This window comes from Bacteroides sp. AM54-2NS (assembly GCF_003602935.1).
In the GTDB taxonomy this organism is placed as follows: Bacteria; Bacteroidota; Bacteroidia; order Bacteroidales; family Bacteroidaceae; genus Bacteroides; species Bacteroides xylanisolvens.
Map to the genome: position 1 here is coordinate 1 of NZ_QTMZ01000010.1, position 26,719 is coordinate 26,719.

Below are 26,719 nucleotides of genomic sequence, written 5' to 3' on the forward strand. Positions count from 1 at the left end.
GATGATGGCCACGGTCTGACGAAAGCATTGGGTAAGCATGAAGTGTCCTGTCACTGCCAGCATACCATCACACTGTACACAGATGACTTGCTATCCCTTTTATTTCCTTTGCAGATTTTGTTGTTGACTCTCAGCCTCCATCCCTTGCTCGAAATTCTGCGAAGCCTGTTGTGTCGCCACGATGCCTGTCACCATTCCAGCAATCTTCGTCCGTTTGCTTTCTTCCGACAGATTGGCATTGCCCAAAATGAGCGATAGGCGGTTCATCTCCGAGGAAGTTAGTTCACGGTCAATTTTCACCGTACCGCTCTCTGCATGAAGCACAGCCTTGCCGTTCTCACCCACAGCGATGGTGCATTGCCTCATGCCTGGTACAAGCGAGGTCAAATCTACAAGCTGGTTGGCTGCCATGGCAGAGATGAGTCCCTTTTGTCGTTCCTCATCCTTGCTGTCAATCTGCGCTGCCAACATCATCAGCGACATGAAGGTGGTCATCGCCATGTCAAGTATAGGGTCATTCGTTCCCGAAATGCCCACACCGCTGTCCTCTGAGGAAAGCAGTTTCTTCATCCAGTCCTCTGGTGACACATTCTGCTCCTGCGGCACGTCACTTTTGTATTTCGCCAACAGGTCATCGCCGTTATGCAGTGCCTGTAGCTTGATGTTGCCCTTCTGTCCGATTTCTGCCAGATAAGCAGATGGATCCATATCCCTTTTTGAGCCGTCAGCCGATACGCTCTTCACTCCGAAATGCAGATGCTCGCCAATGGTTCGTGTGCCGGTATTTCCCGACACCCCCAACTTCTGTCCGGCATTGACCGTGTCGCCTACCTTTACTGCTATGTCGGAAAGATGCAGGTAGGAGCATTGCACCTTGCTGCCATCCTCACGGCTGTATTCCACGGTGACGGATTTCCCTCCTGACGTGTTCGCATTATGGTTCACCGCCACCACCTTTCCGCCGTTCTCCGTAGCCAGCACCGCCTCATGGTTCGTCTTGATGTCAATGCCCTTGTGCATCTGCTGCTTGGTGGCATCCATAGGGTCTTGGCGATTGCCGAAAGGCGAGGTGATGAAGAGAAATTCCTCTCGCTCCACAGGATAGGAATACCCGGCAGACTGCGGTACATGGGCAGCAGGTTCTTCTCTGCGAGGATTATTCTCCACCCCGAACGACCTACCTTCTGCCCGCATCTCAGCCATCACCTCACGGTCATACTTGTCCAGTCCGTTGGCTTCAATGATGCGTTGCAGACTCGCTGCATAACCGCCGCCAGTGGCATAGCCAGCCTTCTCAATGCCCTTCGTCCATCCCTTGTAGTCGTCAGGTGAAAGCGTGAAGCACTGCGCATATCGCTTGTTCTGCTTCAGGAACTGCGAGTGATGCTCATAGCTGTCACCCACACTTTTGTACTTACAGAATTTCTCGTTGGGCCTATCATCCGTATAGACTCCATACTCACCGCCATTCTTCAGCCACGAATCCGTAGCCTTGATGCCGAAGTGATTGTTGCATTCGCGAGACAGTTGGCTCTGTCCGTTGCTGCTCTCCAAAATGGCTTGCGCCAAGATGACAGAGGCAGGAATCCCATACCTCCGCATCTGTTCTTTGGCTTCCTCCGCATATTGTGCGGCATACGCTGCATTCTTTCCCATACGCCTATCTCCTTAGACTGGTGTGTTGTTCTGTTTCCTGGTTCTCCTGTGCCATCGGCCTTCCAGCCTCTTTTCCAGGTGACACCATCTCCGTTATTCCACGCTTCGACGATGTTGTCTGCTTCGGCACCTCCAGCTGGTCACAGATGGCTACCCGTTCTCCCGCACGAATGAGCTTCGGCAAATAGGTGTCGAGAGCATGATATGGGAATCCTGCCATTGCCAACGGCTTTCCTTCATCATCCTTGCGCCCGTTGCTCTTCGTCAGCGTGATGCCCAATATCTTGGATGCCTTCACCGCATCATCCTTGTAGGTCTCGTAGAAGTCGCCGCAACGGAACAATAGAATGGCATTAGGATGTTTCTTCTTCAAGTCAAGATATTGCTGGACAAGTGGAGAAATAGCCCCCTTGGCTGCCTTGGCTTCTTCCTTCTCCTCTTTCTTTTCTTCTCTTTGCTCTGATGCCTGTTCTTTCTGGTCTGAAGGCTTATCTTCCTGCTGTGCCATTTCCTTCTGTTCATCATGCTTCTCTACAGTAGCCGTCTCTGCTTGCTTCACCTCTGTCGCTTCTTCCTGCTTCTCCTGTGTACTTTGCTCGACGTTGTTGTCTTTCTGCAATACATCGGCAAACAGCGAGGCGGCAAGGCTCTGCTTGTATGAATCCCTGTCAGGAGCCACCCACAATCGTTGCCATTGGGACGGACTGACACTTCTCGGCTGCAATTTCTTGCCGTCGATAGTGGCTGCACACAGACATTCGCCCGACTTGGCACGAAACACCGCTACACGCTGGATTCGGTTCAGATCAACCTCCTGCTCATTGCCACCAAAGATGTCAACCTTCAGGTCGGGTTTCGCCTCTGCCATGGCATAATACTTCTGTGCCAATTCTTCACGCACACGCTCGATGTTGTCCATCGACTGCTTCAAGGTGGTGAAGAAATGATTGAGGTCTCCTTTGTCGGGATAGACGGCGAAGCCTTCCTTGCCTTCGGGCTTGATGTACAATGCCCACCGCTCCTTGTCGTCCTTCACCAACTGCACATTGTCGAAACCGATGTCACGGCTATGGATCACGGCTTCAGAAGCATCCAACGAGGATAGGTCTTCGATAGACCAGTTGCGCAACCTCGATACCGTGATTTTCTTGTCGGCAAAATAACTGTCATCGGGACGGAAACCCAAGGCACCATCGGGATTATAGAAACGCACGTTGTCATAACCCTCTTTCTGCAAGGCATTGGTGAAGCGTTGCTTGTTCATGCCCTTAATTTCGTTGTTCACCTCCAACGACGCACCCTGTGGCAGCACCACATCTGCGGTCTTACTGGCATCATCACGCACGATAACCACGGTACGCTGCTCCTCATTGGGATGCTGCTTGATTTCGTCAGCCACAAAGTAGTGGCTGGGCAACTGCCCCTGTATCTGCGCTGTCTCTCGCTGATGCTGGTCGGTTGCATACTCCACCTTTTCACCCAGTTCCGCTTTTTTCAATACCTTCAGCGCACCGTTTACCTCACTCTCGATGGCATCAATCAGGCAAGGGTCTTCCTTCAGTTCCCTCGTCCAGTAGTTCACCATGCCCAGGCTGTCCTTAGACAGACGAGCAGGCAGTCCCAATTCGAGCATCTTCACACCCGAAGCAAGTTCCGTGATGAGCTTCTCCTTCTTCACGGCATCCTCCGACGGGGCTTTGCCGTTCTTCATGACCATGCCTTCACGTGCCAACCGCTGCTGATGACCGGTGGCAGACACCAACTGACGCATCATTTCCTGTACATAGTCGTTGTAATGCTCAAAGTCACGCTGCCGTGGCAGGTAGATAACATCCTTCTCTGTGTCATAATGCGCCACACCTGTGCCGTCCTGACGGACATTCACGAGGTTGTCCTTCATCTTCTGAAGGAATCCGTTGACGCGCCCATGCAGCTGCTTGTCCTCCTTATCGCCGTACCCTCTGTCTTCCATCGTGCCGTCTTTCTTCAAGGCCGTAGTGTAAGCAGTTTCGTTAGCCATTGGCAGGAGGGTCTGGTCGATATTGAAGAGCACACGTATCTCACGGTTCTTCACTCCCTTGTATTGTTGCTTGTCCTGGTCCGACAGTTCTGCGTATGCCTCCTTGGTAATGACATCATCGGGATTGTTGCGGTTGACATACTTGTTCCAATTGTAATACAGGAAGGGCACGCCTTTCTCATGTTCCCTCACGCTCTCACCCCGTGCTTGGCTTCGGAGAACTGCGTAAACAGGTTGCTCTTGCAGCCCTTGGCATCGGAGTCGAGGGCAAGGACAAGGGCATTGAACGGACTGACCGAAAAGCCCTTGGGATAGAGCTTCGGATAGAGTTTACCGCTTGCGTTCAACCAATGTCCCTTGGCATCTACCGCACTCGTCAGTGCCTCAGTCAGCAGCGACACCTGTTTCTCTGCCGCCCGCTTCTCAAAATCTGATTTCTCTTTCATGCTTTTATCTTTTTGTTTATCTCAATCACATTCTATAATTGGCTTACCAAGCCACAGTTCCCGACAATTTTGTTGTCGGGCTTCACTGAATCCCCCTCGGTCGCACTACGCTCTCCCGTGCCTGCTCTTCGTACTGCACTGCTGCCATATTTCGCATTTGGTCGTTCTTGGCGAGTATGGCGTTAGCCAATGTATTCAGTGGCAATGCCCCCGACTGATACGCCCCAATCACGCTGTCTGGCAGTTGGATGGTACATGGCACATTATCGATGTTGGCAACAAGACATCGCCCTTGCAGCATCGGGTTGCTGATGCGAGGATTGAGTGGCTCATCAGGATATTGTCGGTACTGCACACGTGGCGCACCAGAACCCACCACAGTTGGTGCAATGCCTTCCTGCTGTTTTCTGCCCAGCACCTCATGTCCCGACTTGTTGAGCAGATTGGCACCTCCCATACCCATCAACAACATCTTCAGTATGGGATTTTTTACGAACATTCCAGCCACAATGGAGGCCAAAGGAAGAAGGCTATTGTCCATATTCAGCGATTTCGTCTTGCCCGTGAACAGTCCCACCAGTACATCGGGCAGCATTGCCAACACATAGCCAAGTTTTTGCCAATGTCAGAAAAGCCGTTCAGCCCGAAGCTCTGTAAAAGTCCGTCCCATCCGCTTTCATTGGTCTGCAAGGCGGCTTGCTCTGGCGGTTCTACAGATGCTGTTGCCTCTTCAGTCGATGAATCAGGAGTTTCCTGCGGTTCTGCTTTCTTCTCCTTCTCAGCCTCTGCATCAAGTCTCGCCTTAACCTCCAGATACTCGTCTTCCTGTCCGGGTGCGACTATCAAGGGCACATCCTTGTACTTGTCTGTACGTTTGGCTGCTTCGTTTCTCTGAGGGTCAAGGAACGTACCTTTATTCCATGGGAATGAGGTATGTTCAGTTTGTTTCGTCCAATCCATAAATGTGATATTGCTCGTGGGAATCTTGTTCTTGAAATGGCTGTTGGTAGCCTTGATATAGCTGTTCTCGTGATTCTTGATGACCTTTGCCTGCTTGCGGAATGAGGCGAAGACGTTGGTGTCCGTACCGAAAACTCCTTTGCTGATACACTCCTCGACACTGACCTCATGGCTGCTGCCTTTTTTGCCAAGGCGTTCCATGCCGACATTCATCACCATATCGATACCGACAAACTTGGCGAAGGTCGCCCATGAGCCGATACCTCCCATGGCCACGGCATCGGCACTCGCTCCGGCAGCCCATCCCGCCGCCTTCTCTGTCCGAGAGGGCTTATAGGCTGCCTCTCCTCTGGCTTCTATCTCTGCGGCAAGCGGTGACTTGTTCAATTCGTAGGGCAGACCGAACAGACTGCTCTGTGCCGCCTTGCGGATGATATAGTCGGCAGAGGATTTGGGCATACGGTCTTTCACCAGTTTTTCTATCATCAGCTGCTCCATGCAGTGTTCGATATAGGCGTATGCCAAATCACAACCGAGTTGTTTAGAGAGTGCATCGTACCGTTCTCGTCCTATCTCCGTCACCACTGCCTTGCGCCATTCCTCAGCCATCACGGCAAGGTCACGCTGCATGTCCTTGTTGCCGACAATAGCCTCCTTGCACATCGCCAGATAGTCTTCTGTGGTCTTGCTGTTCCACTCGCCTGTAATCCTCAGAGTGGCGTATGGGTCATCACCGGGCATATTGGCAGTGGCCAATGAGCGTAGGATGCCAGCCGTACTGTTGGAGTAGGCCCGCATCTCGTCTGCCTGTCTGTTGGACAAGTCCCGCTGCACCCTGCCCATCACGGGGGCAAGGTGACACCCGAAGTAGTCGCCCATCAGACGCTCTATCTCTGCGAATCGCTGACTGTTCTTTACTGCCATATACCTTTTTATATATTATACTGCTGTAATATCTGTTCCTTTGTCTGCTCGATGGCATTGTGATATATCTCCATCTGCTTAGGATAGTGTTCCTCCAACCATGCGTCCTTGTCCACTTGGCGGTGGATGAACTGCACAGCCATACGTTCCTCTATCTCCACGGAAGGTTCTCCCTCTTCCTTGCCATTGAACCATGCCTTTGTCCACCATCTCACGCCAGCCCGGTCGGGATAGACGCTCACCATCCTCGGTATGTCGAAGCTCTGGATATCCACGTCCAAATCGGCAAGAGAATCAATGATGCCGTCATGCGTCAGGGCTTGCTCTTGGAGTTTTTTTTTTAATACCTCGTCCATCGTGGAGAGATACACCTGATGTCGCATGGCAAGATAGTTGAGAAAGTCGGCAATGAGCAGGTTCTGCACCTTAGCCGCCAAAGGCATACAGCGGTTGCCGATGCCCAAGGGATTAGCCATGCTCGGTATGGTCTCGTAGAAGTAATGCTTGCTCGCTCCCAACGAGAAGATGTTTCTTAATGACTGCTCCGTATGTTCAGGCAGACTATATGCTCCCTGCTGCAGGTCCTCGAAATAGGAGGGGAGGAAGCGGAGCATCAATGTTTCTATCTCCTGATGGTCGGTGTCGTAGGGTGAAGGTATGTTCATGTCCAGTTCATTGATGCCCATTTTGGAATTGTTCTCCAATGCCTTGATGTTGCCGTAGAGCATGGTGAGGAATTCCAACGGATTGATTTCCTCTCCGTCAAACCTCACCTCCATGTGCAGCATGTCGCCACTGATGGCAATGGTCTGACCGGCCTTGACGCTTTGGGAGAAGTTGGCGAAGACATTGGAGAGGTGTCTGTAAGTCACTTCGTATTTGCCGTAGCGGATGGTCTGGTAGATGCCATGCTCCGCGTCCGACCCGATGGCTGACACGGTTCCTGTGGCCACCGCCGATAGCAGGTAGTGGTTCACCGAGAAGTCTATGCCGTGATGGAAGAATGTTTCTCCCGTCACGGGGTGCTTCTGCTCTCCGTAACCCAAGGACATCTGCACGTCCTGCTTTGTTGGCTCCTCAAACGGCATACAGTAGCCGCTCGATGAGCGTAGTATCATTTCTTCTGTATATCTCATATCGCTGTATATTGGTTATCGTTTCATCCCTCTGTTCTGAGTCTCTGCCTCTTCCATGTTCTGCCCATGCGAAGACGTGCCGCCTCCGTTAGGCAGAGCTTGTGCCACCTTAGAGTTGTTCCCGATAATCATCGCTCCAAGCAGGGCACCCGCAATCTTGCTCATCCAACCAAAGCGTCCGAATACCATGAATGCGGCAGCCACTAGTCCGACGATGCTCATACCTGACACGTTACCCTTGCCGATATTGCCAAAGAGATTGCCTATCATGTCGCATCCTCCGCCACCAAACATATTCCGGAAGAAGTCACTGATACCGCTAAACTGGATGTCCATCTTTCCGGCTACAGTGTTCACCGCATCAACGGCTTCACCAGCCTTGCCCGTCAGACGTTGCACATCGTTGGCAGTTTGCGCCACCGCTTCCGTGGCATTCTCGCCGATGACAGCATCACCTACTATGCGTGCCACGCTCTTGTCTGTGGTCAGCTTCTCCCATGTCACATAGCCTGCGGCACTACCCACTGCGGCTGTCTGCATAGCCTTGCCAGCTCCCATAAGGGTGCGTTGCGGGTGGAGTGCTGCGCTGCCTAAGGTCTTTCCAGTTACTCCGATGACATGGCCGGTACCTCGTGCAGCCTTGCCACCATATTTCAATAATGAACTCCAAAATCCCATATCTTATCGTTTTTTAATCACGGTTTTACGTTCTTGCCCACCTGCTTCCACCGCCTCTTGGCAGCCGCCGCTATCTCGGCTTTGTTCGCTTTGGCGGGTCTTGCCCCTTCATCTATCTCCATCCAGACATCGCCCATGGTGGTGTATTTCACCGCCCTCGTCAGTCGTTTCAACTGCTTGTTCATCTTCTTCAACTTGGGACAGATGCCGAAGACTATCTCCACACGCTCCTTTTCGGTCATCTTGTTGCCCGACAGGCATACTGTGCGGATGTCATTCACAATCTCGATGCTGTTCATAATCAGCTCGCGGTATATCTTGTTGCGCTTGGCAGACAGGGCTACGGCAAGTCCATTAGCTGGATGGGCATCTAATTGAGCCACCAATCCTCCCATGTTGTCCACCAACTGACCTATCTCATGATAGAAACCATATATCTGTGCGGCATAGCTGACGATGGAACGAAAGGAATCCAAATAGTTGTTGAACTCCCGCTGCAGGTCGGTAGTGGCTTCCACTTCCTCCTTGGTCCAGATATGGCCGGTGGATTGCAACAGCATCACCTTCTCCTGGTTCTTCAGTTCTTTCTCTGCCTTATTGGTATACATTAGAATCATCCCCGCAAGAGTCGGGTCGTTCTGCGCCCGCACTCCTGCAAAGGATGACAACATTAATATGGAATAAACAACTATAACTCTCATATCTTATTTTCTTTATGATTAGCCACCGTTCCCGACAATTCCGTTGTCGGTCTGTCACTCTCCACTCACTCTCGCCGCCCGTCTCCACCGTCCCAAAGCCTGAGCTGCTATCTCCCCATTGCTGCGGTCTATCATCCCTGCCGTCACGCTGTTCCAAACGTCAGTCAACGTATAATAGCGGATGGAGAGGTAGAGCCGATGCAGTTTCTTGCTGAAGGCACTCAGCTTGTCGTTCAGTGCCCACAGCGTCTTGCTCCTTTCCGCACCAGTCAGCATGTTCTCTTTGCCTCCCTTGGCGACTGCATCTTTCAGCAGTGTGAAGACGGACACCAATTCCGTGGCGGTCTCCATATACAAGTTGTTCATCGAGAGGGTGGCGACGATGCCTTGCGGATTGTTGCTGATGGCCTTGTGCATCTTACACAAGGTGATGAATATCTTCACACCATCGTCGTACAGATAGGTACAGGCTTTGAGGGAAGAGGCATAACCGCTGGCGGTTTTCAGATAACTGTTGTACTTCTTCTCCCATTCGTGTATCTTTGTGAACTCTGCGGCGATGGTGTTCTGCAACAGGGCTGTCTTGGTCTGACCCTTGATTTCCTTCTCTATCTCACCGTTGATGGCTTCGTTGCCCTCTGCCAGTGCCATCCATTCCAAAGGGTTGGCTGTCACAATCTGTGCATGGGCTGACGGCACGCTCAGTACCAATGCCACGACAATGAGCCAAATCTTATCTATTCGTAATCTCATACACGCCCTTTCTTCGTTTGTTCGTTTCTACTCTTGTTCGTATCACACTCACCACGTCATAGCTGTTCTTGATGCCGGTCATTTCCAACTTTGGAGTCGTCCTGTCCATCGACAACACGGTCACGCTTTTCAGTCCGCACAACTGCTGCATCAAGGTCTGATGCTCCGCAAAGTCCACCACTCGGTACAGCTCCATATAATTCACGCTCCGCTGAAACACTCCGTGCTCACAGATGAGTTGCTCGCTCCCTATATGGTAGCGGATGCTCCTCAGATAGATGAATCGGTAGAGTAAACAGAGGGAGAACAAGAGAGTGATGACAAGCAACAGGGTGCTATACGCACAACCGGGCAATCCTCCGAATAGGAGCATTGCCACGCACAACAGCAACAGAGGCAGCTCGTTGATGAAAAACTGCCCGATGCTGGGGCGCAAGGTGATGATGCTATTATCTTCTTGTCTCATACGCTTCTATGATATGTGTTCTTTTCTTCTTTTTCCCTTTGTTTTTCTGCCTTGCCTGCTGCGATGAACTCGGCATAGTCAAAGGTGTCTGGCTCGCCTTTTGCAATCAGTTCCGCAGACTTCTTGTTGAGTAGCGCATCGTTCCAATCCTTGTAGCAACCCAACGGATGATAAGCTTGCACGTGCTCATGACGGAAGCCCATCTCTGTTGCAACCTTCCTGAGGTTTGCCACAAACTGCCGTCCGGCATCATCCTTGTCAAAACCCAAATAGTGCCTTGCGTTGGGAGTGACGGACAGTAGTCCTCGCATCTGCCCTTCAGTAGGAGTACCGCCCGTAGATACATACACCATCTTCACAGGATTTATCTGATACTCTGACATGGCATCGTATGCACTCTCAAACCATACAATCTCGTTGGCTTTCTCCAACGGCTTCCCCGTCAGGTTGGCAATCCACAGTCCTTCACTGCTGTTGCTTCCTTCTGCCTTGCCCTTATAGCCGCCACTGCCGTCCATCTTCGGTCGTCCTCGCTCCTCAAAGCCCACGGTCTTGTCGGGTGCCATGGGCAGTACAAGCGGAAAGGCAAGGTTGGCAAAGGTAAGTCCATCCGTCCGATGCTTGGTAGCCAGACAGAAATGCCGATGAAAGGCGTACTGGTATAGAGGTCAATGCCACGGAACTTGAAATAGGGATAAAACTTCTTCTGTGTTTCCCTGTCCTGCGGATTGAACTTGTGGATGTCGTAGTCATTCAGGTTGAATGGCTTGCTGTCCTTTCTCGGTTCTACGATTTTCGATGGTCTGTCCTCGATGGGTTGGTTGAGCAGTCGGTTGCAGACAAGGTTGACAAGGCGGTCAGGAGACATTCCAGCCTTGTTCTCTGAAAACATTTCAGGATGCTCCTTGATGAAAGAAATGACGTTATACACCTTCTGCTGCGGCGGTTGGAAGCAGCACTTTCCGTTCTGCGTGACGATGAACTTGTCGCCACGTACCCGTCTGCCCTCGCTGTCAGTACGCACATACGACGGATAACGCAAGCCATCCCTCTTGTTCAGATGATAACCTGCGTCCACCAGCACTTCCTGTATGCTCAACCTGTCCAGAAAGTCATCGTATGTCAGCTCGTTCGCTTTCCCTTTTTCAGCCATATCGTCTTGCTGTTTTGTTGTCCTTTGTTGTCAATGTTGTCGTATATAGAGCCACCGTTCCCGAAAGTTTTGCTTTCGGGCTAATATCCTCGTCTAATCTCCGTAGCAACATGATTGGCTTCTGCCTCAAAGTACCTTGCCGCAATCTCCTGTGGTGAATCCACACCAGGTTTGAAGTAAGGACGTGGACCACCATGATGCTCGGCATACAACTCCGGGGCAGGATGGTGGTGATGGTGGTTCATGTCATGAGCAACCTCAGCCGTAACGACCGCTCCTGCCGTCAGTGCTGCCAGTATCTTCGTACCCAGTCCGGCATTGGCTTCGGGACGTGTCTTCATATCCACCTCATTGAATACCTTGGAGAACAGTTTCATGCGATGGTAGTCATCCACTGCCAAGAACTTATCGTAGTCCTTCTGCTTGATTTCGTGCGTGATAGCTTCACCATTGATGATGGCGGTCATGCGATACTTGGCTTCGCCTTTCTTTTCTCCCTCTGCTGGAGGTACTTTCTCCACCATAATATCACCGACTTCCACCTCACGTCCGTGCGCTCCCTCACGATACCAACCCTTGTTCTCATTAATCAAGGCAAGGTCTTCACCTCTCACCATGGCATCACCTTGCAACACGTCCCGTCTGACAGTATCTTCCTCTTCCAAAGGAAGCAAACGTTCCTCGTCTTGTTGCTGTCTCTGCTGCAACTCCTGTTCAAGTTCGGGATGCAGATGCAGGTCGATGCGCTCCTTGCTGTTCAGTGTGTCCATCAGGATTCTGTCAGCAAAGTCGTCCTTGATGATGCCATTCAACAACTCCAAGCGTTGAACGACGGGCACTTCCTTGATGGAGTTGGAGGTGAGCTTCTTCACTTCCTCATCCGTCAGGTCATACACCATGTCGGCATTGACGCTGTTCGATTGGATGGTCAACGTCTTCGCACTTTCATCAATGATGATGCCATGCGATGCCAAACACTCCTGCCACTTCTCATTGGTGAAATAGACAGGCGAGGTAATCAGTTCTTTATAGGGCTTGGCAGGTTCTGTGCTTCTTGGTCTGTTGACGGAAGGCGTTATGATTCCTTCCAAATCTTTCAGCACATCCTGTTGCTGAGGGCTATAACTCTGTTGCAGCCCCTTATAGTAGAACCCGTAACCGCCGCTCTGCAACTCCCCAGGCTTCATTCTGCCGTCCCAACGTTCAGGCACAATCGGGGATTCGGGGAAGAACAATCGTCCTCCAACTCTGCGAAGATGGAATCCATCCTGACTGCGTGGTGTCCAACCTAAAAAGGGTGGTGGCATTCCGATGCGCCCCATTCGTCCATACTCGCCGATACCAACACGATAACCGTGCAGTCCCATGGCCACACGACCGTTGGCATTGCGTGCATGGACGAAGTTCTTGGGCATATAGAAGTCGTTGCCCACAATGCCCGTAAAGGTATTGTAGGCTAACTTGTTGGCATGATTCGTTCCCCAGTCGATCAGAGCCAACATCTGCTTCTCTGTGATGTTATAGGTGAGCAGCGGACTGTCGTGGCCTTGCACCACAAGCTGATAGCCGCTGCCATTGCTCACCACATGCGCCTGCATACCATTGCGCATGAGCAGGTCACGCATCTCTGGCTGCAGGTCCATCTGTTGACTTTGTCTTCCTCTGTCACGACTCGGGATAGCCCAAGAAAATCTTGGTCTCTCCTCTCGCTGCTCCATCGGTTGGGGATTCGTATTCTTTCTTATCGCCATACTTATTCTTCACTCTTCATTTATCAAGCTTCTCCGTTCTCTATTGCCTTCTCCAACTCCTCATCCTTGTGATGGACAAACTGCTCCGCACTCTCTTCACAAATGCAGAGTCCGTTTTTCAGACAATAGCTTTCGTATTCTTCCTGCCATTCAGCAGAATGATGGTTGATAAACTCCAACCATCCGTACTCGCCGCTTTGCATCTTCTCGACGAGCACATCCTCTGGATAATATTTATTTGATGCCATATACTTATTATATTATGTGTAGATTACTTGTGCATGGAAAAAGAGGCGCGGTTGCGCTCTCCATTCTTCTTCTGCTCATTCCAAAGCTCCTCGGTGTATTCCTCTTCAGGCACATAGTCGAGATTGCCGTCATCGTCCATAACCCAACAGCCATAGCACCCGAAGGTGTATTTGTCCCACTCTCTCTTGGTGTTCTCCTTCCACTTCTGACTGTCACCTTGGTTAATCCTTATGCCGGTCTTGTCATTCAGGTCAATGCCCACCGTCACCTGTTCGTCCTCCATGATGAGCGTGAGTGGCTCACCCTTCTGCATCACGGTCAGCTCTGCCGAACTCAGTTTCAGTTCATCCTTCAGCACTTCCAAGTTGCGCCCGATGACAGGCGTTGGCACGGACATCACCTGATTGGTTTCCGTGTCAATCTGCACAAAAGCCTTGCTGCTTCTGCCTTCCGCATCCTTCACGTCAGCAAGGATAGCCTTTCCAGCCAGCAAGTCCTCCTGCTGTTCCTGAGTGAATGACTCTAACGGCGACTTCTCCAACTGCGGATAGAACACGACATCCACCTTGCCGTCCTCCATACGGACCAACGCAAATCGGGTGCGGCTCTTCAATGTCTCGCCCTCCTCATTAGTCACCTGAATGGGTAGCAGTGGCGAACGTCGTCCCTGACCAATATCTTCCAATGCCCACAAGGGCAGGTCTTCAATCTTTTCCTGTGTGAGACCAAAACGAGCCAGTGTCTGATAAGGCACCTCGCTCTCTTCAAATCGTACTTGCTCATACTTTAACTTTGAATTTAAAATTAAACTCGTGCAAAGTTATACACCTATTCAGAGACAAGCAGAATTACATAAGATAATGCGTGCTATTTTTGACGATTATTATTATTTGAGTTTGATTTCTGCTCAAAAATCAAACTCGATTGCTATATTATGTTACAATCTTCTTGTCTTCCCTTTGTTCATTATGCCAGTCCAATAATTGCTTGTTAACTTTGCACCATGAAACAATTTCTACTCATCACAATAGCAGCAATATTCTGTTCATCAGCAACAGTATTCGCTCAGTTCAATACCGTCACGCAGACTAAGGCACACCGCAAGGCAGTGCCAAAAACGACGCAGTCCACAACACCTGAACAACAGCCCCCGTTCTCGCCGTGTCAGCGGCGAGACTCTCTTGCTTTTGCCCAAATACAAACCCAAACGGAGCAGACCGACCGCCTCCCGGCGCTTGTCAGTCCACTCCGTCACATATCTGTCACCAGCCCTTTCGGCTATCGCAGAGACCCATTCACAAAAAGAAAAGCACTACATAACGGGCTTGATTTGAAGGCAAATTATGAACCCGCATACGCCATGATGCAGGGCGAGGTCATCAAGGTAGGCAGGGACAAACGTTCAGGTCTGTATGTCACCCTCCGTCACGGCGACTTCACCATCAGCTATTGCCACCTCTCCCAAAGTCTCGTCACCAAAGGCACCCACGTCTATCCCGGCACCGTCATCGCCATGACAGGAAACAGTGGACGTAGCACTGGACCACATCTTCATTTGACACTAAAAAAGGATGGCAAGAACATCAATCCTGCCATCCTGCTCAATCTTATAAAGCAAACATCTATGAGCAATATGTTTGCCGAGAACACTGCCAATCCTGAAAACTAACTAATCCTTTCACCTTTTCCATTCAGTATCACACCATCTTCGTCATTGTCCTTGCAAAGGTACATGTCATAACCTATTGCCTGGATGCTACAGTATGACGGAGGTGTGATGACCTTGCCATCTGCTGTCATTAGTCCATACCATCCGCTTTCTGCCTCATAACGCCGGCATTTTGCCATCTTCTCCACTGGCAACGGTTCAATGTTTTCCGTCTCACTGGTGAGTGTACCTTCCTCATTGTAATTCTTAGAGGTAGAGTAGCGCAACTCATCAGACTCATAGGTCATATAACTTACGTCATTGATGTAGAAATCATTGATAATCTCACCACTATGGTCGTAACGTTGAATGATGTGGTTGCTGAGAGTAACACTGATATATTCGCTGCTTACCCAAATTTGACCTTTCGTGAACGGAATAACCGTGTTCAGCGTACTGTCCAATACGCTTTTGCCCTCTCCGTTATCGACAACCCAGAAGTTCCCGGAAGATTCGATGGAGAAATATTCTGGCTGCAACACCCACTTGCCCTGCTTGTCCAACAGCCCGAAACGATCACGACGTTCATTGTGGACAATGCAGCGGTTTTTGTGGAATACATAGCCTTCTGCTCCGGGGATATAAGGAATCTGTGGGTCTATCACCACCTTGCCCGATGCGTCGATGAACTTGATCCAGCCTCCATCATCCACCAATGCCAGTCCATCGGAGAAAATCCACGCATGGCTGTACTTCGGCTCAATGACAGGCTTGCCTGTGAACATATTGAAATAGCCGCGTTTCTTGCCGTCACTGTAGCATATCAGTGAGTCCATACCCAGTGGCTTGGCTATCCACCTGATTCCAGTAATGGTCTTCTTGCCGTCAGCAGTCTTTAGGAAACCGTCTTCATCGTAGTAGGTGTAATAGGTGACATTGCGGGAGATGTACTGCGTATCGTAATACGAGCCATCAAAATGCTTGTTTACCTCCAACCGATAGCAAGCAGTACGACAAAAATCCCAACCTGCGGCTATGGCCAGCAACAGCATCAGGAACGCAAAGCAGCTGCCCACTGTTCGACGGAGAATCTTGCCATACTTGGAGTCATCCCTCATGCCCAATATACCGTAAACCAGTTGGCAATGCCAACGAGGAGGGCGGTCAACCCATGCCAGAACAGAATGAAAGCCCTTTTCATTGATGTTATCTTCGTTCTCATTTTCCTTCCTCCTCATCAAAAGCTTCGTCTGCCATACTGGTATATAGGTTGTGCCGCTCCTCTGCCGACATAGGTGCTGCGCATCCGTCTGCCTCCTGCATCTTCATGCACGAGAGGCGAGAGAAGAAGTTCATGCGCGTGCTGGTGTCCTTGCCCATCGAGGCACGTGTGCCCTCATGGCTATAGGCAAAGTTTCGCGAGTTGCGGATAGACAGTTTCATTGCCACCTCTACGGAATCCTGGTGGCACCACAATCGAAATCATAAGTCGCTGAAAATCAGCGACTTTTCTTTTTATAATAACTCTTACTCCCCCTTTTTCTCCCCCACCTATACTTTATACTAGTTTAACCTCCACAACGTTAATATACTCAAAGGACAATACTATTATTTCTACAAATTGTTGCATAGTTGAGCAACATTGATTATTTTTGCAACATGGAAACTGAAAGAAAAATAAGAACATACGGAGGATACTTTGAGAAATTCATGGAGACTCTGAATGAAAAGGAGCAAGAAAAAGTACAATATGGATTGCTTCTACTCAAAACACAAGAAAGATTATCCACTAAATTTGTAAAAAGTATCAGAGACGGTATCTTTGAGCTACGCACTGAATATGGAGGGAACATTTATAGGGTATTTTTATTTTTGATGAAGGAAATATAGTAATACTATTTAATGGATTCCAAAAGAAAACTCAAAAGACTCCAAATAGTGAAATAGAAAAAGCCATAAAAATAAAGGAGGCATATTATGCAGACAAACAATCATCAACTAGTAGATTATGACGCAGTACTTGATGCCAAGTTCGGGGCTAAAGGTACGGCAAGCAGACTTGAAGCTGAGGAAAAAGCCTATGCATTCTATACCGGACAGATTATAGAGGATGCAAGAAAGAAAGCAAAAATAAGTCAAGCTGAACTGGCAAGAAGAATAGGATCCAATCGTTCTTACATCTCAAGGGTAGAAAGTGGACAAACAGAACCTAAAGTTTCCACCTTCTACAGAATAATGAATGCATTGGGATGTAAAATAGAATTGTCAATGTCCTTGTAAAATTTACAATCACTACTATAAACATTTATCCTGTCATAAAACAATGGCAGGATTTTTTTATTCCTCTCCCATTCCCCTCAAACCCTTATATATGAAATAAACAATAACAATAGAAAAATCAAACTATAAATCAAAAACAAAAATACGATACCTGGTCCTATTTATGTTTCAGAGGATGGCATGAATATGGATTGGAAGGATAGATGACAGGAAGTAAGTATAAAGCTACAGTCTTTATATCGAAACCTGATTTGTCTATCGAAGAGCCAAGTTAAAGCGAAGAGTTTCAGACAAGGTTCTTCATTATATATGTGAGGATAATATCTATATGCAAAAAGATTTGTATTAGAAGCCATTTCTAAAACTAACCGAATGATGATTAGTTTTAGAAGTTGTTTCATATTATCCTTATGACAATGAGGTTGTGTCAAAACGCTGACACAGCCTTTTTTTATGCGCAAAGCCCAGACTTTCTCAAGCCCGGGCTTTGTTATTACCCAAAGTTTTCGTATCTTTAGGTATAAAGTTTTTCGTTATGGCAAAGTTACATTTTCGTCCTTACATTCCCAACCAAACCGTTCTTTTTCCACAAAGAATTGATGAAAACATAGCTGCGACCGACCCGGTCCGCATCGTGAATGCTGTTATTGACAATCTCAATCTTGAGAGTTTCAAGAAGCTTTATAAGGAAACGGGCCGTTGTCCTTATCATCCTAAAATGATGCTTAAGGTGATAATCTACGCCTACATGAATAATATCTATTCTTGCCGTAAAATAGAGAAGCAGCTCCTTCGTGACATTCATTATATTTGGCTTGCCGGTAATGAGCATCCGGATTTTATCACGATCAACCGTTTTCGTAACCGTGTAAAGGAGGAAATAAATAATGTATTTACCCAGTTGGTTCTTGTCCTTGCCGATAAAGGTTTCATCAGCCTTGATGTGGAGTATATCGACGGCACCAAGATTGAATCCAAAGCCAACAAATATACTTTTGTCTGGCGCAAGACAGTCGAACGGAACCGTACGAGACTAATGGATAAAATCCGTATTCTCTTGGAACAGGTGGATGAAGCCATTGCACAGGAGAACTCTATAAAAGACACATCCGTGGAGTTTACTCCCTGCAGGCTCTCTGACATAGTGGATGAACTTAAAGAAGCCCTGGAACGCCAGCCTGCAACAAAGGATAAGGAAGAAAAGAAAGCCCTGCGCAAAAAGAAGAAGCAGGTCATGGAACTTGAAGGGTATCGTGACAAGCTGATAGAATACGACAATCACCTTGATACCCTTGGAGAACGTAACTCCTATTCCAAGACCGATCCTGGTGCCACATTCATGCGCATGAAAGAAGATGCCATGAAGAACGGGCAGACCAAACCCGGATATAATCTGCAAATAGGTACTGAAAACCAATTCATCACAGACTTCCGTCTGTTTCCCAACCCTACCGATACACTGACCCTCATACCTTTTTTCCACTCTTTCCAGTACCGCTATAACCGTTTACCGAATATCTGTGTGGCAGACTCCGGTTACGGTTCGGAAGAAAATTACCGGTTCATGCAGGAGAATGGGATAGAAGCCTTCATCAAGTACAATTACTTCCATAAAGAACAGCGTCCTCGTTATACTCCCAACCCATTCCATGCCGAAAGTCTCCATTACAATGCCCAAGAGGATTATTACGTTTGTCCTATGGGACAGCACATGAACCGTATAGGAACCAAACGTGACAAGACAGCGAGCGGATACATCATCGAAAGTGCCCGGTATAAAGCAAAAAGATGCGAGGTTGCCCTTTGCGTGGCAGTTGTTTTAAAGCTCGGGGGAACCGTATTATAGAAGTCAACCACCGATTAAATCAATACAAACGGCAGGCACGGGAAAGGTTGCTCTCAGAAGAAGGTATCAAGCATAGAGGCAGGAGGTGTATAGAACCAGAGGCTGTGTTTGGACAAATGAAATACAACATGGCATACAGAAGATTCCGGCATGTGGGAGAAGACAAGGTTACAATGGACTTTGCTTTCTTTGCTATAGCCTTTAATATCAAAAAAATGTGTGCTAAACTGATAAAAGAAGGAAAGGGGCTCATTACAGTTGCCAAATATATGTTTATGGGACTATTTATAACCCGATATAATTGGAATATAGCAACTTGTTGCCAAATGCATGAGGAAAAAGCAGCATAGCCAAAAGAAAATATAGCAGAACTGTAAAATATAAAAGAGGTTGTGCCAACGTTTTGACACAACCTCATTTTTTTATTGCTTACAAGGCAGACATCCATTTCCACGCAGGAATAACATCAATCTTTTTATTTTCTATGTAAATAACATCCTCATAGTCGATGGTTATGATTTTCATATTATCACACCCGGTAGCGGACGATGCTTCAATAATACCTCGTATCTCCCTTTCTTTTGTTTCAGCATCGCTCATATCCCATGTCACCTGAATAAGCTCCACCACAGACTCCTCCCGTTGTATTACGAAATCGCATTCACTGTTGCCTTGATAATACGAAATCTTATCTGATGGCATACGATTTCTATACAGATGCATAAATACGCTGTTCTCTAGATTCTTTCCATTGTCATTGCTCTGTGGCATAATGACAGCACTGCGTAAACCATTGTCTATACAATAATACTTGTCGAGTGATTTCTGTTCTTTGCTGAGCGAACGTTCATATTTGGGAATTCTGATGAACAGAAAAATGTCACACGCATAATCGGCCCAAAGATAAAGGTCGTCTTTTGTAACTTTAAGACCTTGCGACTTTATATCCTTATATATGGCATTTATAGATGTAGGTTTGGTCAGGTTGGACATTATCCTCTTAACGAAATATCTTACCATACCGATATTCGAAATCTTGTAGTGCTCTACCATATCCTTAAGAATCATTGTATCGAAATATCCGTGCAACAACTTTATCTGTTCGGAACGAGTATGTGTAAGAACTATTTCTGGGAAGGAACTTACGCCGTTATATTCCAAGAAAGCATTCCGTAGTCTGGCTATGTCCTGCTCAAGATAACTATCAGTTCTAACACCGATAAACCGACAATATTCATTGAATGATAAAGGAAAAGTTTCGTATTCCAAAGGGTATCCTCTCAATGCGGAACTTAATTCTTTGGATAGCATCGTAGCATTACTTCCGCATACATAAATATTCTTGCAGTAAGATTTGTAAAGGCGCAGCACAAAGTATTCCCAGTCTTTTATTAACTGAATCTCATCCAAAAAGATATGTACATCTTTGAATGCCACGTCAGGATACATCTCCATATAGGCTACAACCACCTCATCAAGTTGTGATGCGTCCATGCTCTTTAATCGTTCATCGTCGAAACCTAACCATAAAATGTTCTTAGAAGGTACTCCGCCTGCAACAAGTTCGTTGATAGCTATCTCCATCATGGTAGATTTTCCACATCGTCGCACACCTGGTACTGTTATAATCTTTTTACGTGCTAAAGGCAGCTTAGTGTCTCTATCTATAACATCGAACGGTATTTCACTCTGTTTTATAGCAATCAGAGATTTTATAATATCCTTTCTCATAGTCTTTCCTTTTTTAAAGGACAAATATAGCAAATTCTTTCCTTTTTTCAAGGAAAGGAATAAAAATATCTATTATCCAAGTATTTCAGGTCTGATATGGTGCTGAGTATCATAAACTTGAATCTTACAAAAGCTTGCCTCTGAAATTTTAGGGGTATCTCAACATTCATTACTAATGTTAAAATCCAAACTTCCTGATTTGTAACTATTGTCATATATCATATGAAGTTGTAACGCTCGACCGATAAAACATTGTAGATTATCAGCATATCATTGACTGATAGAACTCACTTGCGCGAGCTGTTCAATAAGACTAATTTTCATTATTGTCCACTAAAAATCGCAAATAGTTCTTTGAAATAATTGAATTACAGTTTATTAGAAGAGATTTTCTTGCGCAACGATTTGAAATCATAACTTTGCAGCCTTTTATGTTAGGCTGTATATGAATAAAGACAAATACGTTTTCGCCCAAATGGTTGAGTTTTTAGACAACTACAAGTTTCTCCGTATCGTAAAGAAGTATGATGGCAACAAGTATGTTAAGCATTTTACTTGCTGGAATCAACTTCTTACTTTGATGTTCGGACAATTGTGCAATCGTGAAAGTCTTCGTGATCTGATTGTTGCACTGAATGCACATCAAGAGAAATGCTACCATCTTGGAGTTGGGAAACATGTCACCCGAAGCAACCTTGCAAAAGCAAATGAGAACCGGGACTACCGTATCTTTGAGGACTTCGCATTCCACATGATAAGCGAAGCCAGAAAGAAAAGAGTAAATGACATATTCAAACTAAACGGAAATGTATATGCCTTCGATTCTACCACAATTGACTTGTGTCTGAAATTGTTCCCTTGGGCTAACTTTAGTACATATAAGGGAGGTATCAAAATCCACACTTTATATGATGTCGAAACTCAAGTTCCTGCCTTTATCCATATAACCGAAGCAAAGATAAACGATGTCAGGGCTATGGACGTAATAACTTATGAATCTGGCTCATTCTATGTTTTCGACCGTGCATATAACGATTATCATCGTCTCTACAAGATACATATGATGGATTCGTTCTTTGTTGTACGGGCTAAGACAAACATAAAGGCAAGAGTACTCAAATGGAAACGACGTTTACCCAAGAATATATTGTCAGACTGTGAGATTGAACTTACCGGTTTCTATACCCAAAAATCATATCCTGAAACGATTCGTTTGGTGAGGTTTTGGGATGAAGAAGACGAACGGGAGTTCGTTTATCTGACAAATGCAAAACATATTCCAGCCTTACAGGTTGCGGAACTTTACAAGAATCGTTGGCAAGTGGAACTGTTCTTTAAATGGCTCAAGCAGCACCTGAAAATAAAGAAATTTTGGGGTACTTCCGAGAACGCTGTAAAGATACAAGTCTACTCAGCAATCATTGCCTACTGTCTTGTGGCTATCATGCAACATGATATGAAACTTAACAGATCGACATACGAGGTTCTACAAATTCTTGGTATTTCTCTTACGGACAAGACTCCATTAAGAAATCTATTCAGCAAAACTAAATTCAATGATGTCAAAGAACAAAGCGGTCTTGATGGACCAAATTTATTTAGTAATTATAATTTTTAATTCGTCCTCTAATTTTTAGTGAACACTAGTGACTAATTTTAATAAATTACCCCGTTTTATAATCCTTAAAACCCTTATATATAGATATAAACAACTAATAATTAACGATTTAAATATAAGGAGAAATGAAAAATTAGAAACAACTAAAAAATTAAAGTAATGAACAAGGACGTAATTGTCATTGCTCTGGAGATTATTACTATAGTCACCAGGGAAATTAGAGATTGGATGTGTAAAGGGAGAAGATAGAATACCGATACACAAGTTTTTAACATTTTAAGGATAAGTAAAATGGAAACAAGACTAACAAAGTATCAGGATGTGGAAGATGCTGTTATTATCGACCAGCCTGAAGAAAAAAAAGCATTTATCCTTGGGAATACCAGGGGAATAGAATTGCAGAACTTACAGGATGATTATTTGGTACCTGTATTTAGTAGAGATAATGTCGAGACAATCAGTCATAACGACTTTATTAATACAGTATTTGATGCCGCCCAGACTTTTTATCAAGGGCAGCAGTTTTTGGAGCCTAACATAAGGGTCAGTCACGAAATGAAGCTAAGAACACGTAAAGGTTCAGGAAAGCTTGTTGAAAATCTAACAGACGAAGATTCAGGCTCATATTATCAGAGAATGATGTTTATTATAGAAATTCCAAGTATAACTTATAACATTGAAGGAAATGATCTTACATTACAGATTGTAGGTGTGAGGTCTTACAGTGAAACGAACTTGCTTGAAAATGCCAGCCAGAAACAGCTTTTTAGAGTTGGTGTAGGATTCCTAAATCAGGTATGCACTAACATGCTATTAAGTACAGACGGAGTTAAACTTGACATAAAAGTGACAAATACAGCAGATTTGTATAAATATTGTATGGAACTTTTCAGCAGATACAATTACATAAAGCATGTCGAGGAAATGAGAACTCTTAAGAACACATTTATTGACGTAACAACTTTTGCACAATTTTTAGGTAAAGCGAGGATGTACCAAGCCTTGCCTCAAAGTGTAAAGACAGATCTTCAGTTGCCGGAGCTGATATTGAATGAAGCTCAGATAAACGCAGCTGTGAGAGATTACTATTCTGATGAAAATTTCGCTTCATTCGGAAAGAACATGTCCGGATGGAATTTTTATCAATTACTCACTAATTATAAGAATAACTACATCGATACAATGATGGAAAGAACTATAAACGCTTATGATATATCTTTAGGTATTACGAAAGCAATATCGGGAGAAGATGATAAATGGGGATGGTTCATTGAATAATTATTTTTAGTAAGATACCGGAGGAGGTATAGAATATCAAAGTTTATTAGAAAACAGAATTATAAACCGAGATAATCTATGCCTCCTCTTTTTGTTTCACCATTAAATAATAACAGAAATGATAAACGTAAATATTGAACTTTTTAAGAGAACTACACCTGTGAAAAAGATTGAAATTATAGAAAATCTGACACAGACCGAATTAGGAAGAGTAACAGAAGAAACCATACTCAAAATCGTCAAGGAAACAGGACGAAGAAGAAAAGGTACAAGGGATTATGAATTTTACATTAATCCCGACAGAAGAAAAGGAAATAATTGGAATTCTGTGGTAGAAGGACTATGGCTCTACAAGGGAAAACTAAGTGTTATGGTATATGTCCAATTCGATAATACAGATACCAGTTTAATAGTACCATTTCAGTATTTCTTTAAGAAAGGTGATTTTAGAGGAACGGTAAAAAGGGATGACCACTATGGGAATCCACAAACCCACTACTATGTGTATGATGAGAAAGATAAGGCAGAAGTTTTAAGAAGCTTTTGTCTTGAATACGTCAACACCAAGTATAAATCAAAACTTAATACTAACAATTAAAAACGATAAGGATTATGTGTAAATTCAACAAACCTATGATTCCTGCTGATGCAACAGCAGATGAACGTCGTTCGCTTATGTTCAACGCATTATATTCAGCTGACCTCTCTGAGGAAACTGAAAAGAAAGCAAACCTGACTTATATTTCATGGAGTCAGGCATGGAAGGTATTCAAAATATTTTATCCTTCAGCTACTTATAAAATTTTCACAAACCCAAATACAGGACTCCCTGTGTTTGAAAGTGAAATGGGGCTGATGGTTCATACATCCGTTCAGGCCGATGGTATTGAATATGAAGATTGGCTGCCGGTAATGGACTATAACAATCGGGCTATGAAATCTGTACCCTACACGATACAGGTATATGACAAGCAGAGCAAACAATACATAGAAAAGCGAATAGAAGCTGCCACAACATTTGATTGTAATTCAGCAATTCAAAGAAGTATGGTAAGGGCTATAGCAAGACATGGCTTAGGATTATATATATACAATGGATTCGAGCATATATGTGATGATTCCGAACAGCCTACTAACAATGTAACTACACAGCAGAAAGGTAATGTAAATCAACCTGTACAACGTCAACAGAATAATACTCGTTCACAGGTAAAACCAGTACAACCCACTGTAAAAGACGAAGCAGCTACAATCAAAGCAGAAATAATTGCAGCTAAAGATGTTACATCATTGGTTTCTCTCTATCTCGATTATACAGAAGCGATAGAAAGCAATCCGGAACTTAAAAACCTTCTCACAAACCGTAAGAAGGCATTAAAAACTTTAAATTCATAAAATTATGGCAAGAATAGAACTTATCAATAATGGTATACTCTTCAAGGAAGAGGAACATGAATACTGGCTTGGAAACAAACAACTTTTTGGAATTACTCAAGCCATACAAAAACAGGTAGCAGGACAGGAATATGATAATTGTCCTGAATATCTTATTAAAAGAGCCGGAGAATATGGTTCAGGAGTACATAAGTCAATCGAACGTCTGATAAATGAGTTTGAACATGACGGTACATTAGAGGTGGAAGATTTCAGAAAGCTCACAAAAGGAATGAATATTGAATCTTGTGAATATAATGTTTCAGACATGGAACATTGGAGCAGTAATATAGACCTGGTTACAAGATTAAGTGATACAGAGTTCGGTTTATGTGATATAAAGACTTACTCTAATGCAAAGCTACCAAATCACAATTAACAAAAGCGAGATACCAACTCTCAATTTATGCTTATCTGTTTGAATTGCAGAATAAGGGTGCTATAGTGAAGGAATTAACGGTTATCCATATCTGCAATAAGATAAAAAAGGACGGTACGATAAATCATGTAGCAGAACTTGTTCCAATAGATAGAATTCCCGGTGATATATGTAAGGCTCTATTGGATGCAACACTTAAAGGAGAGCAATTCCAGAATCCTTATGAGCTTCCTAAAGAAGTATCAGGAAAGGTGAAGCGTATCATAAAACTCATTCAAGCCAAGAAAGAGGCAGAAGAGGAACTTAATATCATAAAGAAAGACATTTTTGAAACAATGATCTTCCTAGATGTGAACAACTGGAGAGGTGAAGGTATAAGCATTACCAGAACTTCAGATACGACAAGAAGTAGTTTTGACTTGGCTTCATTCAAGAAGGCATTTCCAGACCTTCCTTATGAAAACTATATCAAAACTTCAAATGTGGCAGGGTCACTGAAAATTATGACCATGTAAATTTAACTCGGAAACTTAGACCGGGGAGATAATCATAGAACAACAAGAATAATATGATGTCTCTCCGGTCTTTTTCTTTTATAAAACTTATGAATATGAAGAAGATATATTACTGTCCTATTTGTGGCAGAGAACTAATAAAGTCTGAAATCAAAGGTTACAGTTTTCAATGTCTGCATTGTGATGAAGATTTTACTGAATCAGAAGTAATAATTAAAAACGAAAAAGACAATGAGAAAGAAAAGTAATAAGAAACAGAAAAGCATGGAATTTCTTTTTGGTAAAGAAAATGCCAAGAAATCAATGTATCAGACAGTCTATGAAACTCACCATGAAATAGTCAGAGAATGTGAGTATTGCGACAAACCTTTGAACAGATCTGAAGTGAACAATTTTGGAAGCTTGTGTGAAAGGTGCTATATGGAGGAATATTATGGACGTTAAGAATTATTTTATTGTTCCTGACTGTGAGCATTCGGGGGACATAAACCATTACACAGATATTATAACTGAAAATGGTGGAAATATTCTAAAGGTTAATTGGAGCGGTATGGAAGATGATGATGCTATAATTGTCTATTCCTGCCCTTATGAGAAAAAAGAACTTATAAAAACAGCTTTGGAAAATGGATAGATAAATATGGGACAAAAATTACATGTAGCGAAGAAGTATGAAATCGAATATTCATCTTCTTTCGGATTTAACAATAAAGTGGTTGAATTTCATAACCTCTTGACGGCACTCGGTATTTCTTATAATGGGGAAAGCTGGGATGATGATGTTGAGGTTAATAGAGAGGACTTCAGGCATGGGTTGGAAAAACTGAAAAACTATGACAAGCTCGATGAGGAAAAAAGAACGAAAATTGATGAAGCTTTGAGTGAATTTGATGAACCTGTTGAGAAAATCATAGAAATAATGGAAAGGCTCTTGATTGTATCAGACCAAGAGAACGAATATATGTTGTTAGCTTTCTTTTAAGATAATAACAGGCATACTTTAAGCTGCCATGAATTTGTAGAGCATGGCGTAGCTGTATAAATAAGCGAATCTACAATAACGGAGGATATGTGATGTATAAGTCATGTGTCCTCCT

Annotated in this window: 24 protein-coding genes and 6 pseudogenes; 14 read left to right on the plus strand and 16 right to left on the minus strand. The window is 45.0% G+C overall.

Features of this window, described 5'->3' with window-relative positions:
• Window positions 1-99: 99 nt before the first annotated feature.
• From DXA05_RS08405 to DXA05_RS08465, 13 genes and pseudogenes are all read right to left on the minus strand, one after another.
• Window positions 100-1,656, minus strand: coding sequence for a glucosaminidase domain-containing protein (locus tag DXA05_RS08405; protein WP_004319971.1), 1,557 nt, complete (start codon window positions 1,654-1,656; stop codon window positions 100-102).
• A gap of 4 nt (window positions 1,657-1,660) precedes the next feature.
• A pseudogene (locus DXA05_RS08410) lies at window positions 1,661-4,122 on the minus strand (zincin-like metallopeptidase domain-containing protein).
• 82 nt (window positions 4,123-4,204) lie between these two features.
• Window positions 4,205-6,006, minus strand: a pseudogene (locus DXA05_RS08415) (hypothetical protein).
• 8 nt (window positions 6,007-6,014) lie between these two features.
• Window positions 6,015-6,251 carry a hypothetical protein gene (locus DXA05_RS27280; RefSeq protein ID WP_174522444.1) on the minus strand — a complete coding sequence of 79 codons (237 nt, stop codon included), beginning with the start codon at window positions 6,249-6,251 and terminating at the stop codon, window positions 6,015-6,017.
• Between the two features lie 68 nt (window positions 6,252-6,319).
• Window positions 6,320-7,142: pseudogene (locus DXA05_RS08425) on the minus strand (M23 family metallopeptidase).
• A 15-nt stretch (window positions 7,143-7,157) separates the two neighbouring features.
• Window positions 7,158-7,820 (minus strand): hypothetical protein, encoded by a 663-nt coding sequence (locus DXA05_RS08430; protein WP_004319979.1) that lies wholly within the window; start codon window positions 7,818-7,820, stop codon window positions 7,158-7,160.
• A 17-nt stretch (window positions 7,821-7,837) separates the two neighbouring features.
• Window positions 7,838-8,521, minus strand: a complete 684-nt coding sequence (locus DXA05_RS08435) for a hypothetical protein (protein ID WP_004319981.1) — start codon at window positions 8,519-8,521, stop codon at window positions 7,838-7,840.
• A gap of 54 nt (window positions 8,522-8,575) precedes the next feature.
• The gene (locus DXA05_RS08440) at window positions 8,576-9,274 is read right to left on the minus strand and encodes a hypothetical protein (RefSeq protein WP_004319983.1); all 699 of its coding nucleotides are present in this window, start codon (window positions 9,272-9,274) and stop codon (window positions 8,576-8,578) included.
• Window positions 9,255-9,740 (minus strand): PH domain-containing protein, encoded by a 486-nt coding sequence (locus tag DXA05_RS08445; RefSeq protein ID WP_004319985.1) that lies wholly within the window; start codon window positions 9,738-9,740, stop codon window positions 9,255-9,257. Before DXA05_RS08445 ends, DXA05_RS08440 begins: the two co-directional genes overlap by 20 nt.
• Window positions 9,737-10,893: pseudogene (locus DXA05_RS08450) on the minus strand (toprim domain-containing protein). The gene DXA05_RS08445 and the pseudogene DXA05_RS08450 overlap by 4 nt, the downstream one beginning before the upstream one ends.
• An 80-nt stretch (window positions 10,894-10,973) precedes the next feature.
• On the minus strand, window positions 10,974-12,536 hold the full coding sequence (locus tag DXA05_RS08455) for a hypothetical protein (protein ID WP_128859087.1): 1,563 nt from the start codon (window positions 12,534-12,536) through the stop codon (window positions 10,974-10,976).
• A gap of 131 nt (window positions 12,537-12,667) precedes the next feature.
• Window positions 12,668-12,892, minus strand: coding sequence for a hypothetical protein (locus tag DXA05_RS08460; RefSeq protein ID WP_004319991.1), 225 nt, complete (start codon window positions 12,890-12,892; stop codon window positions 12,668-12,670).
• Window positions 12,893-12,915: 23 nt separating this feature from the next.
• A complete protein-coding gene (locus tag DXA05_RS08465; protein WP_128859040.1) occupies window positions 12,916-13,698 on the minus strand; it encodes a DUF4099 domain-containing protein in 783 nt (260 codons plus the stop codon).
• A gap of 198 nt (window positions 13,699-13,896) precedes the next feature.
• Between DXA05_RS08465 and DXA05_RS08470 the strand changes: the two genes are divergently transcribed.
• Window positions 13,897-14,562 carry a M23 family metallopeptidase gene (locus tag DXA05_RS08470; RefSeq protein WP_128859041.1) on the plus strand — a complete coding sequence of 222 codons (666 nt, stop codon included), beginning with the start codon at window positions 13,897-13,899 and terminating at the stop codon, window positions 14,560-14,562.
• Here the strand turns inward: DXA05_RS08470 and DXA05_RS08475 are convergent.
• Window positions 14,559-15,779: a WG repeat-containing protein gene (locus tag DXA05_RS08475; RefSeq protein WP_225449533.1), complete on the minus strand. Its 1,221-nt coding sequence runs from the start codon at window positions 15,777-15,779 to the stop codon at window positions 14,559-14,561. The two genes, DXA05_RS08470 and DXA05_RS08475, sit on opposite strands and share 4 nt — an antisense overlap.
• A complete protein-coding gene (locus tag DXA05_RS08480) occupies window positions 15,760-16,017 on the minus strand; it encodes a hypothetical protein (RefSeq protein ID WP_060451218.1) in 258 nt (85 codons plus the stop codon). The genes DXA05_RS08475 and DXA05_RS08480 overlap by 20 nt, the downstream gene beginning before the upstream one ends.
• A 183-nt stretch (window positions 16,018-16,200) precedes the next feature.
• On the opposite strand from DXA05_RS08480, the pseudogene DXA05_RS08485 reads away from it, so the two are divergent.
• The 3 genes and pseudogenes from DXA05_RS08485 (at window position 16,201) to DXA05_RS08495 (ending at window position 19,017) form a co-directional block, all read left to right on the plus strand.
• Window positions 16,201-16,553, plus strand: a pseudogene (locus DXA05_RS08485) (type II toxin-antitoxin system RelE/ParE family toxin).
• Window positions 16,519-16,821: a helix-turn-helix transcriptional regulator gene (locus DXA05_RS08490; RefSeq protein ID WP_004320000.1), complete on the plus strand. Its 303-nt coding sequence runs from the start codon at window positions 16,519-16,521 to the stop codon at window positions 16,819-16,821. The pseudogene DXA05_RS08485 and the gene DXA05_RS08490 overlap by 35 nt, the downstream one beginning before the upstream one ends.
• A gap of 535 nt (window positions 16,822-17,356) precedes the next feature.
• Window positions 17,357-19,017: pseudogene (locus DXA05_RS08495) on the plus strand (IS1182-like element ISBf3 family transposase).
• A gap of 79 nt (window positions 19,018-19,096) precedes the next feature.
• Here DXA05_RS08495 and DXA05_RS08500 read toward each other — a convergent pair.
• Window positions 19,097-20,398, minus strand: coding sequence for an ATP-binding protein (locus DXA05_RS08500; RefSeq protein ID WP_004320002.1), 1,302 nt, complete (start codon window positions 20,396-20,398; stop codon window positions 19,097-19,099).
• A 445-nt stretch (window positions 20,399-20,843) separates the two neighbouring features.
• Between DXA05_RS08500 and DXA05_RS08505 the strand changes: the two genes are divergently transcribed.
• From DXA05_RS08505 to DXA05_RS08545, 10 genes are all read left to right on the plus strand, one after another.
• Window positions 20,844-22,016, plus strand: coding sequence for an IS4 family transposase (locus DXA05_RS08505; protein WP_060451217.1), 1,173 nt, complete (start codon window positions 20,844-20,846; stop codon window positions 22,014-22,016).
• Between the two features lie 291 nt (window positions 22,017-22,307).
• Window positions 22,308-23,294 (plus strand): DUF3871 family protein, encoded by a 987-nt coding sequence (locus tag DXA05_RS08510; RefSeq protein ID WP_004320008.1) that lies wholly within the window; start codon window positions 22,308-22,310, stop codon window positions 23,292-23,294.
• A 118-nt stretch (window positions 23,295-23,412) separates the two neighbouring features.
• Complete coding sequence (locus DXA05_RS08515) at window positions 23,413-23,892, plus strand: hypothetical protein (RefSeq protein ID WP_004320010.1); 480 nt, start codon at window positions 23,413-23,415, stop codon at window positions 23,890-23,892.
• A 14-nt stretch (window positions 23,893-23,906) separates the two neighbouring features.
• Entirely contained in the window at window positions 23,907-24,689 is a 783-nt protein-coding gene (locus tag DXA05_RS08520) for a DUF1071 domain-containing protein (RefSeq protein WP_072067664.1), read from the plus strand.
• A gap of 4 nt (window positions 24,690-24,693) precedes the next feature.
• Window positions 24,694-25,107 carry a hypothetical protein gene (locus DXA05_RS08525; protein ID WP_128859042.1) on the plus strand — a complete coding sequence of 138 codons (414 nt, stop codon included), beginning with the start codon at window positions 24,694-24,696 and terminating at the stop codon, window positions 25,105-25,107.
• A gap of 65 nt (window positions 25,108-25,172) precedes the next feature.
• Window positions 25,173-25,622: a hypothetical protein gene (locus DXA05_RS08530; RefSeq protein ID WP_128859043.1), complete on the plus strand. Its 450-nt coding sequence runs from the start codon at window positions 25,173-25,175 to the stop codon at window positions 25,620-25,622.
• A 95-nt stretch (window positions 25,623-25,717) separates the two neighbouring features.
• The gene (locus DXA05_RS26460) at window positions 25,718-25,870 is read left to right on the plus strand and encodes a hypothetical protein (protein WP_004320018.1); all 153 of its coding nucleotides are present in this window, start codon (window positions 25,718-25,720) and stop codon (window positions 25,868-25,870) included.
• Window positions 25,854-26,066: a hypothetical protein gene (locus tag DXA05_RS08535; protein ID WP_004320020.1), complete on the plus strand. Its 213-nt coding sequence runs from the start codon at window positions 25,854-25,856 to the stop codon at window positions 26,064-26,066. The genes DXA05_RS26460 and DXA05_RS08535 overlap by 17 nt, the downstream gene beginning before the upstream one ends.
• The gene (locus DXA05_RS08540; protein ID WP_044917853.1) at window positions 26,056-26,256 is read left to right on the plus strand and encodes a hypothetical protein; all 201 of its coding nucleotides are present in this window, start codon (window positions 26,056-26,058) and stop codon (window positions 26,254-26,256) included. The genes DXA05_RS08535 and DXA05_RS08540 overlap by 11 nt, the downstream gene beginning before the upstream one ends.
• Before the next feature lie 6 nt (window positions 26,257-26,262).
• Window positions 26,263-26,604 (plus strand): hypothetical protein, encoded by a 342-nt coding sequence (locus tag DXA05_RS08545; protein ID WP_004320024.1) that lies wholly within the window; start codon window positions 26,263-26,265, stop codon window positions 26,602-26,604.
• Window positions 26,605-26,719: the final 115 nt, after the last annotated feature.

Bases quoted from the DNA above. Each gene is read 5' to 3' on its own strand.
- DXA05_RS08405 (WP_004319971.1), bottom strand. From the start codon at position 1,656: ATGGGAAAGAATGCAGCGTATGCCGCACAATATGCGGAGGAAGCCAAA.
- DXA05_RS27280 (WP_174522444.1), bottom strand. From the start codon at position 6,251: ATGGTGAGCGTCTATCCCGACCGGGCTGGCGTGAGATGGTGGACAAAG.
- DXA05_RS08430 (WP_004319979.1), bottom strand. From the start codon at position 7,820: ATGGGATTTTGGAGTTCATTATTGAAATATGGTGGCAAGGCTGCACGA.
- DXA05_RS08435 (WP_004319981.1), bottom strand. From the start codon at position 8,521: ATGAGAGTTATAGTTGTTTATTCCATATTAATGTTGTCATCCTTTGCA.
- DXA05_RS08440 (WP_004319983.1), bottom strand. From the start codon at position 9,274: ATGAGATTACGAATAGATAAGATTTGGCTCATTGTCGTGGCATTGGTA.
- DXA05_RS08445 (WP_004319985.1), bottom strand. From the start codon at position 9,740: ATGAGACAAGAAGATAATAGCATCATCACCTTGCGCCCCAGCATCGGG.
- DXA05_RS08455 (WP_128859087.1), bottom strand. From the start codon at position 12,536: ATGGACCTGCAGCCAGAGATGCGTGACCTGCTCATGCGCAATGGTATG.
- DXA05_RS08460 (WP_004319991.1), bottom strand. From the start codon at position 12,892: ATGGCATCAAATAAATATTATCCAGAGGATGTGCTCGTCGAGAAGATG.
- DXA05_RS08470 (WP_128859041.1), top strand. From the start codon at position 13,897: ATGAAACAATTTCTACTCATCACAATAGCAGCAATATTCTGTTCATCA.
- DXA05_RS08475 (WP_225449533.1), bottom strand. From the start codon at position 15,779: ATGAGGAGGAAGGAAAATGAGAACGAAGATAACATCAATGAAAAGGGC.
- DXA05_RS08490 (WP_004320000.1), top strand. From the start codon at position 16,519: ATGCAGACAAACAATCATCAACTAGTAGATTATGACGCAGTACTTGAT.
- DXA05_RS08500 (WP_004320002.1), bottom strand. From the start codon at position 20,398: ATGAGAAAGGATATTATAAAATCTCTGATTGCTATAAAACAGAGTGAA.
- DXA05_RS08505 (WP_060451217.1), top strand. From the start codon at position 20,844: ATGAATAAAGACAAATACGTTTTCGCCCAAATGGTTGAGTTTTTAGAC.
- DXA05_RS08510 (WP_004320008.1), top strand. From the start codon at position 22,308: ATGGAAACAAGACTAACAAAGTATCAGGATGTGGAAGATGCTGTTATT.
- DXA05_RS08515 (WP_004320010.1), top strand. From the start codon at position 23,413: ATGATAAACGTAAATATTGAACTTTTTAAGAGAACTACACCTGTGAAA.
- DXA05_RS08520 (WP_072067664.1), top strand. From the start codon at position 23,907: ATGTGTAAATTCAACAAACCTATGATTCCTGCTGATGCAACAGCAGAT.
- DXA05_RS08525 (WP_128859042.1), top strand. From the start codon at position 24,694: ATGGCAAGAATAGAACTTATCAATAATGGTATACTCTTCAAGGAAGAG.
- DXA05_RS26460 (WP_004320018.1), top strand. From the start codon at position 25,718: ATGAAGAAGATATATTACTGTCCTATTTGTGGCAGAGAACTAATAAAG.
- DXA05_RS08535 (WP_004320020.1), top strand. From the start codon at position 25,854: ATGAGAAAGAAAAGTAATAAGAAACAGAAAAGCATGGAATTTCTTTTT.
- DXA05_RS08540 (WP_044917853.1), top strand. From the start codon at position 26,056: ATGGACGTTAAGAATTATTTTATTGTTCCTGACTGTGAGCATTCGGGG.
- DXA05_RS08545 (WP_004320024.1), top strand. From the start codon at position 26,263: ATGGGACAAAAATTACATGTAGCGAAGAAGTATGAAATCGAATATTCA.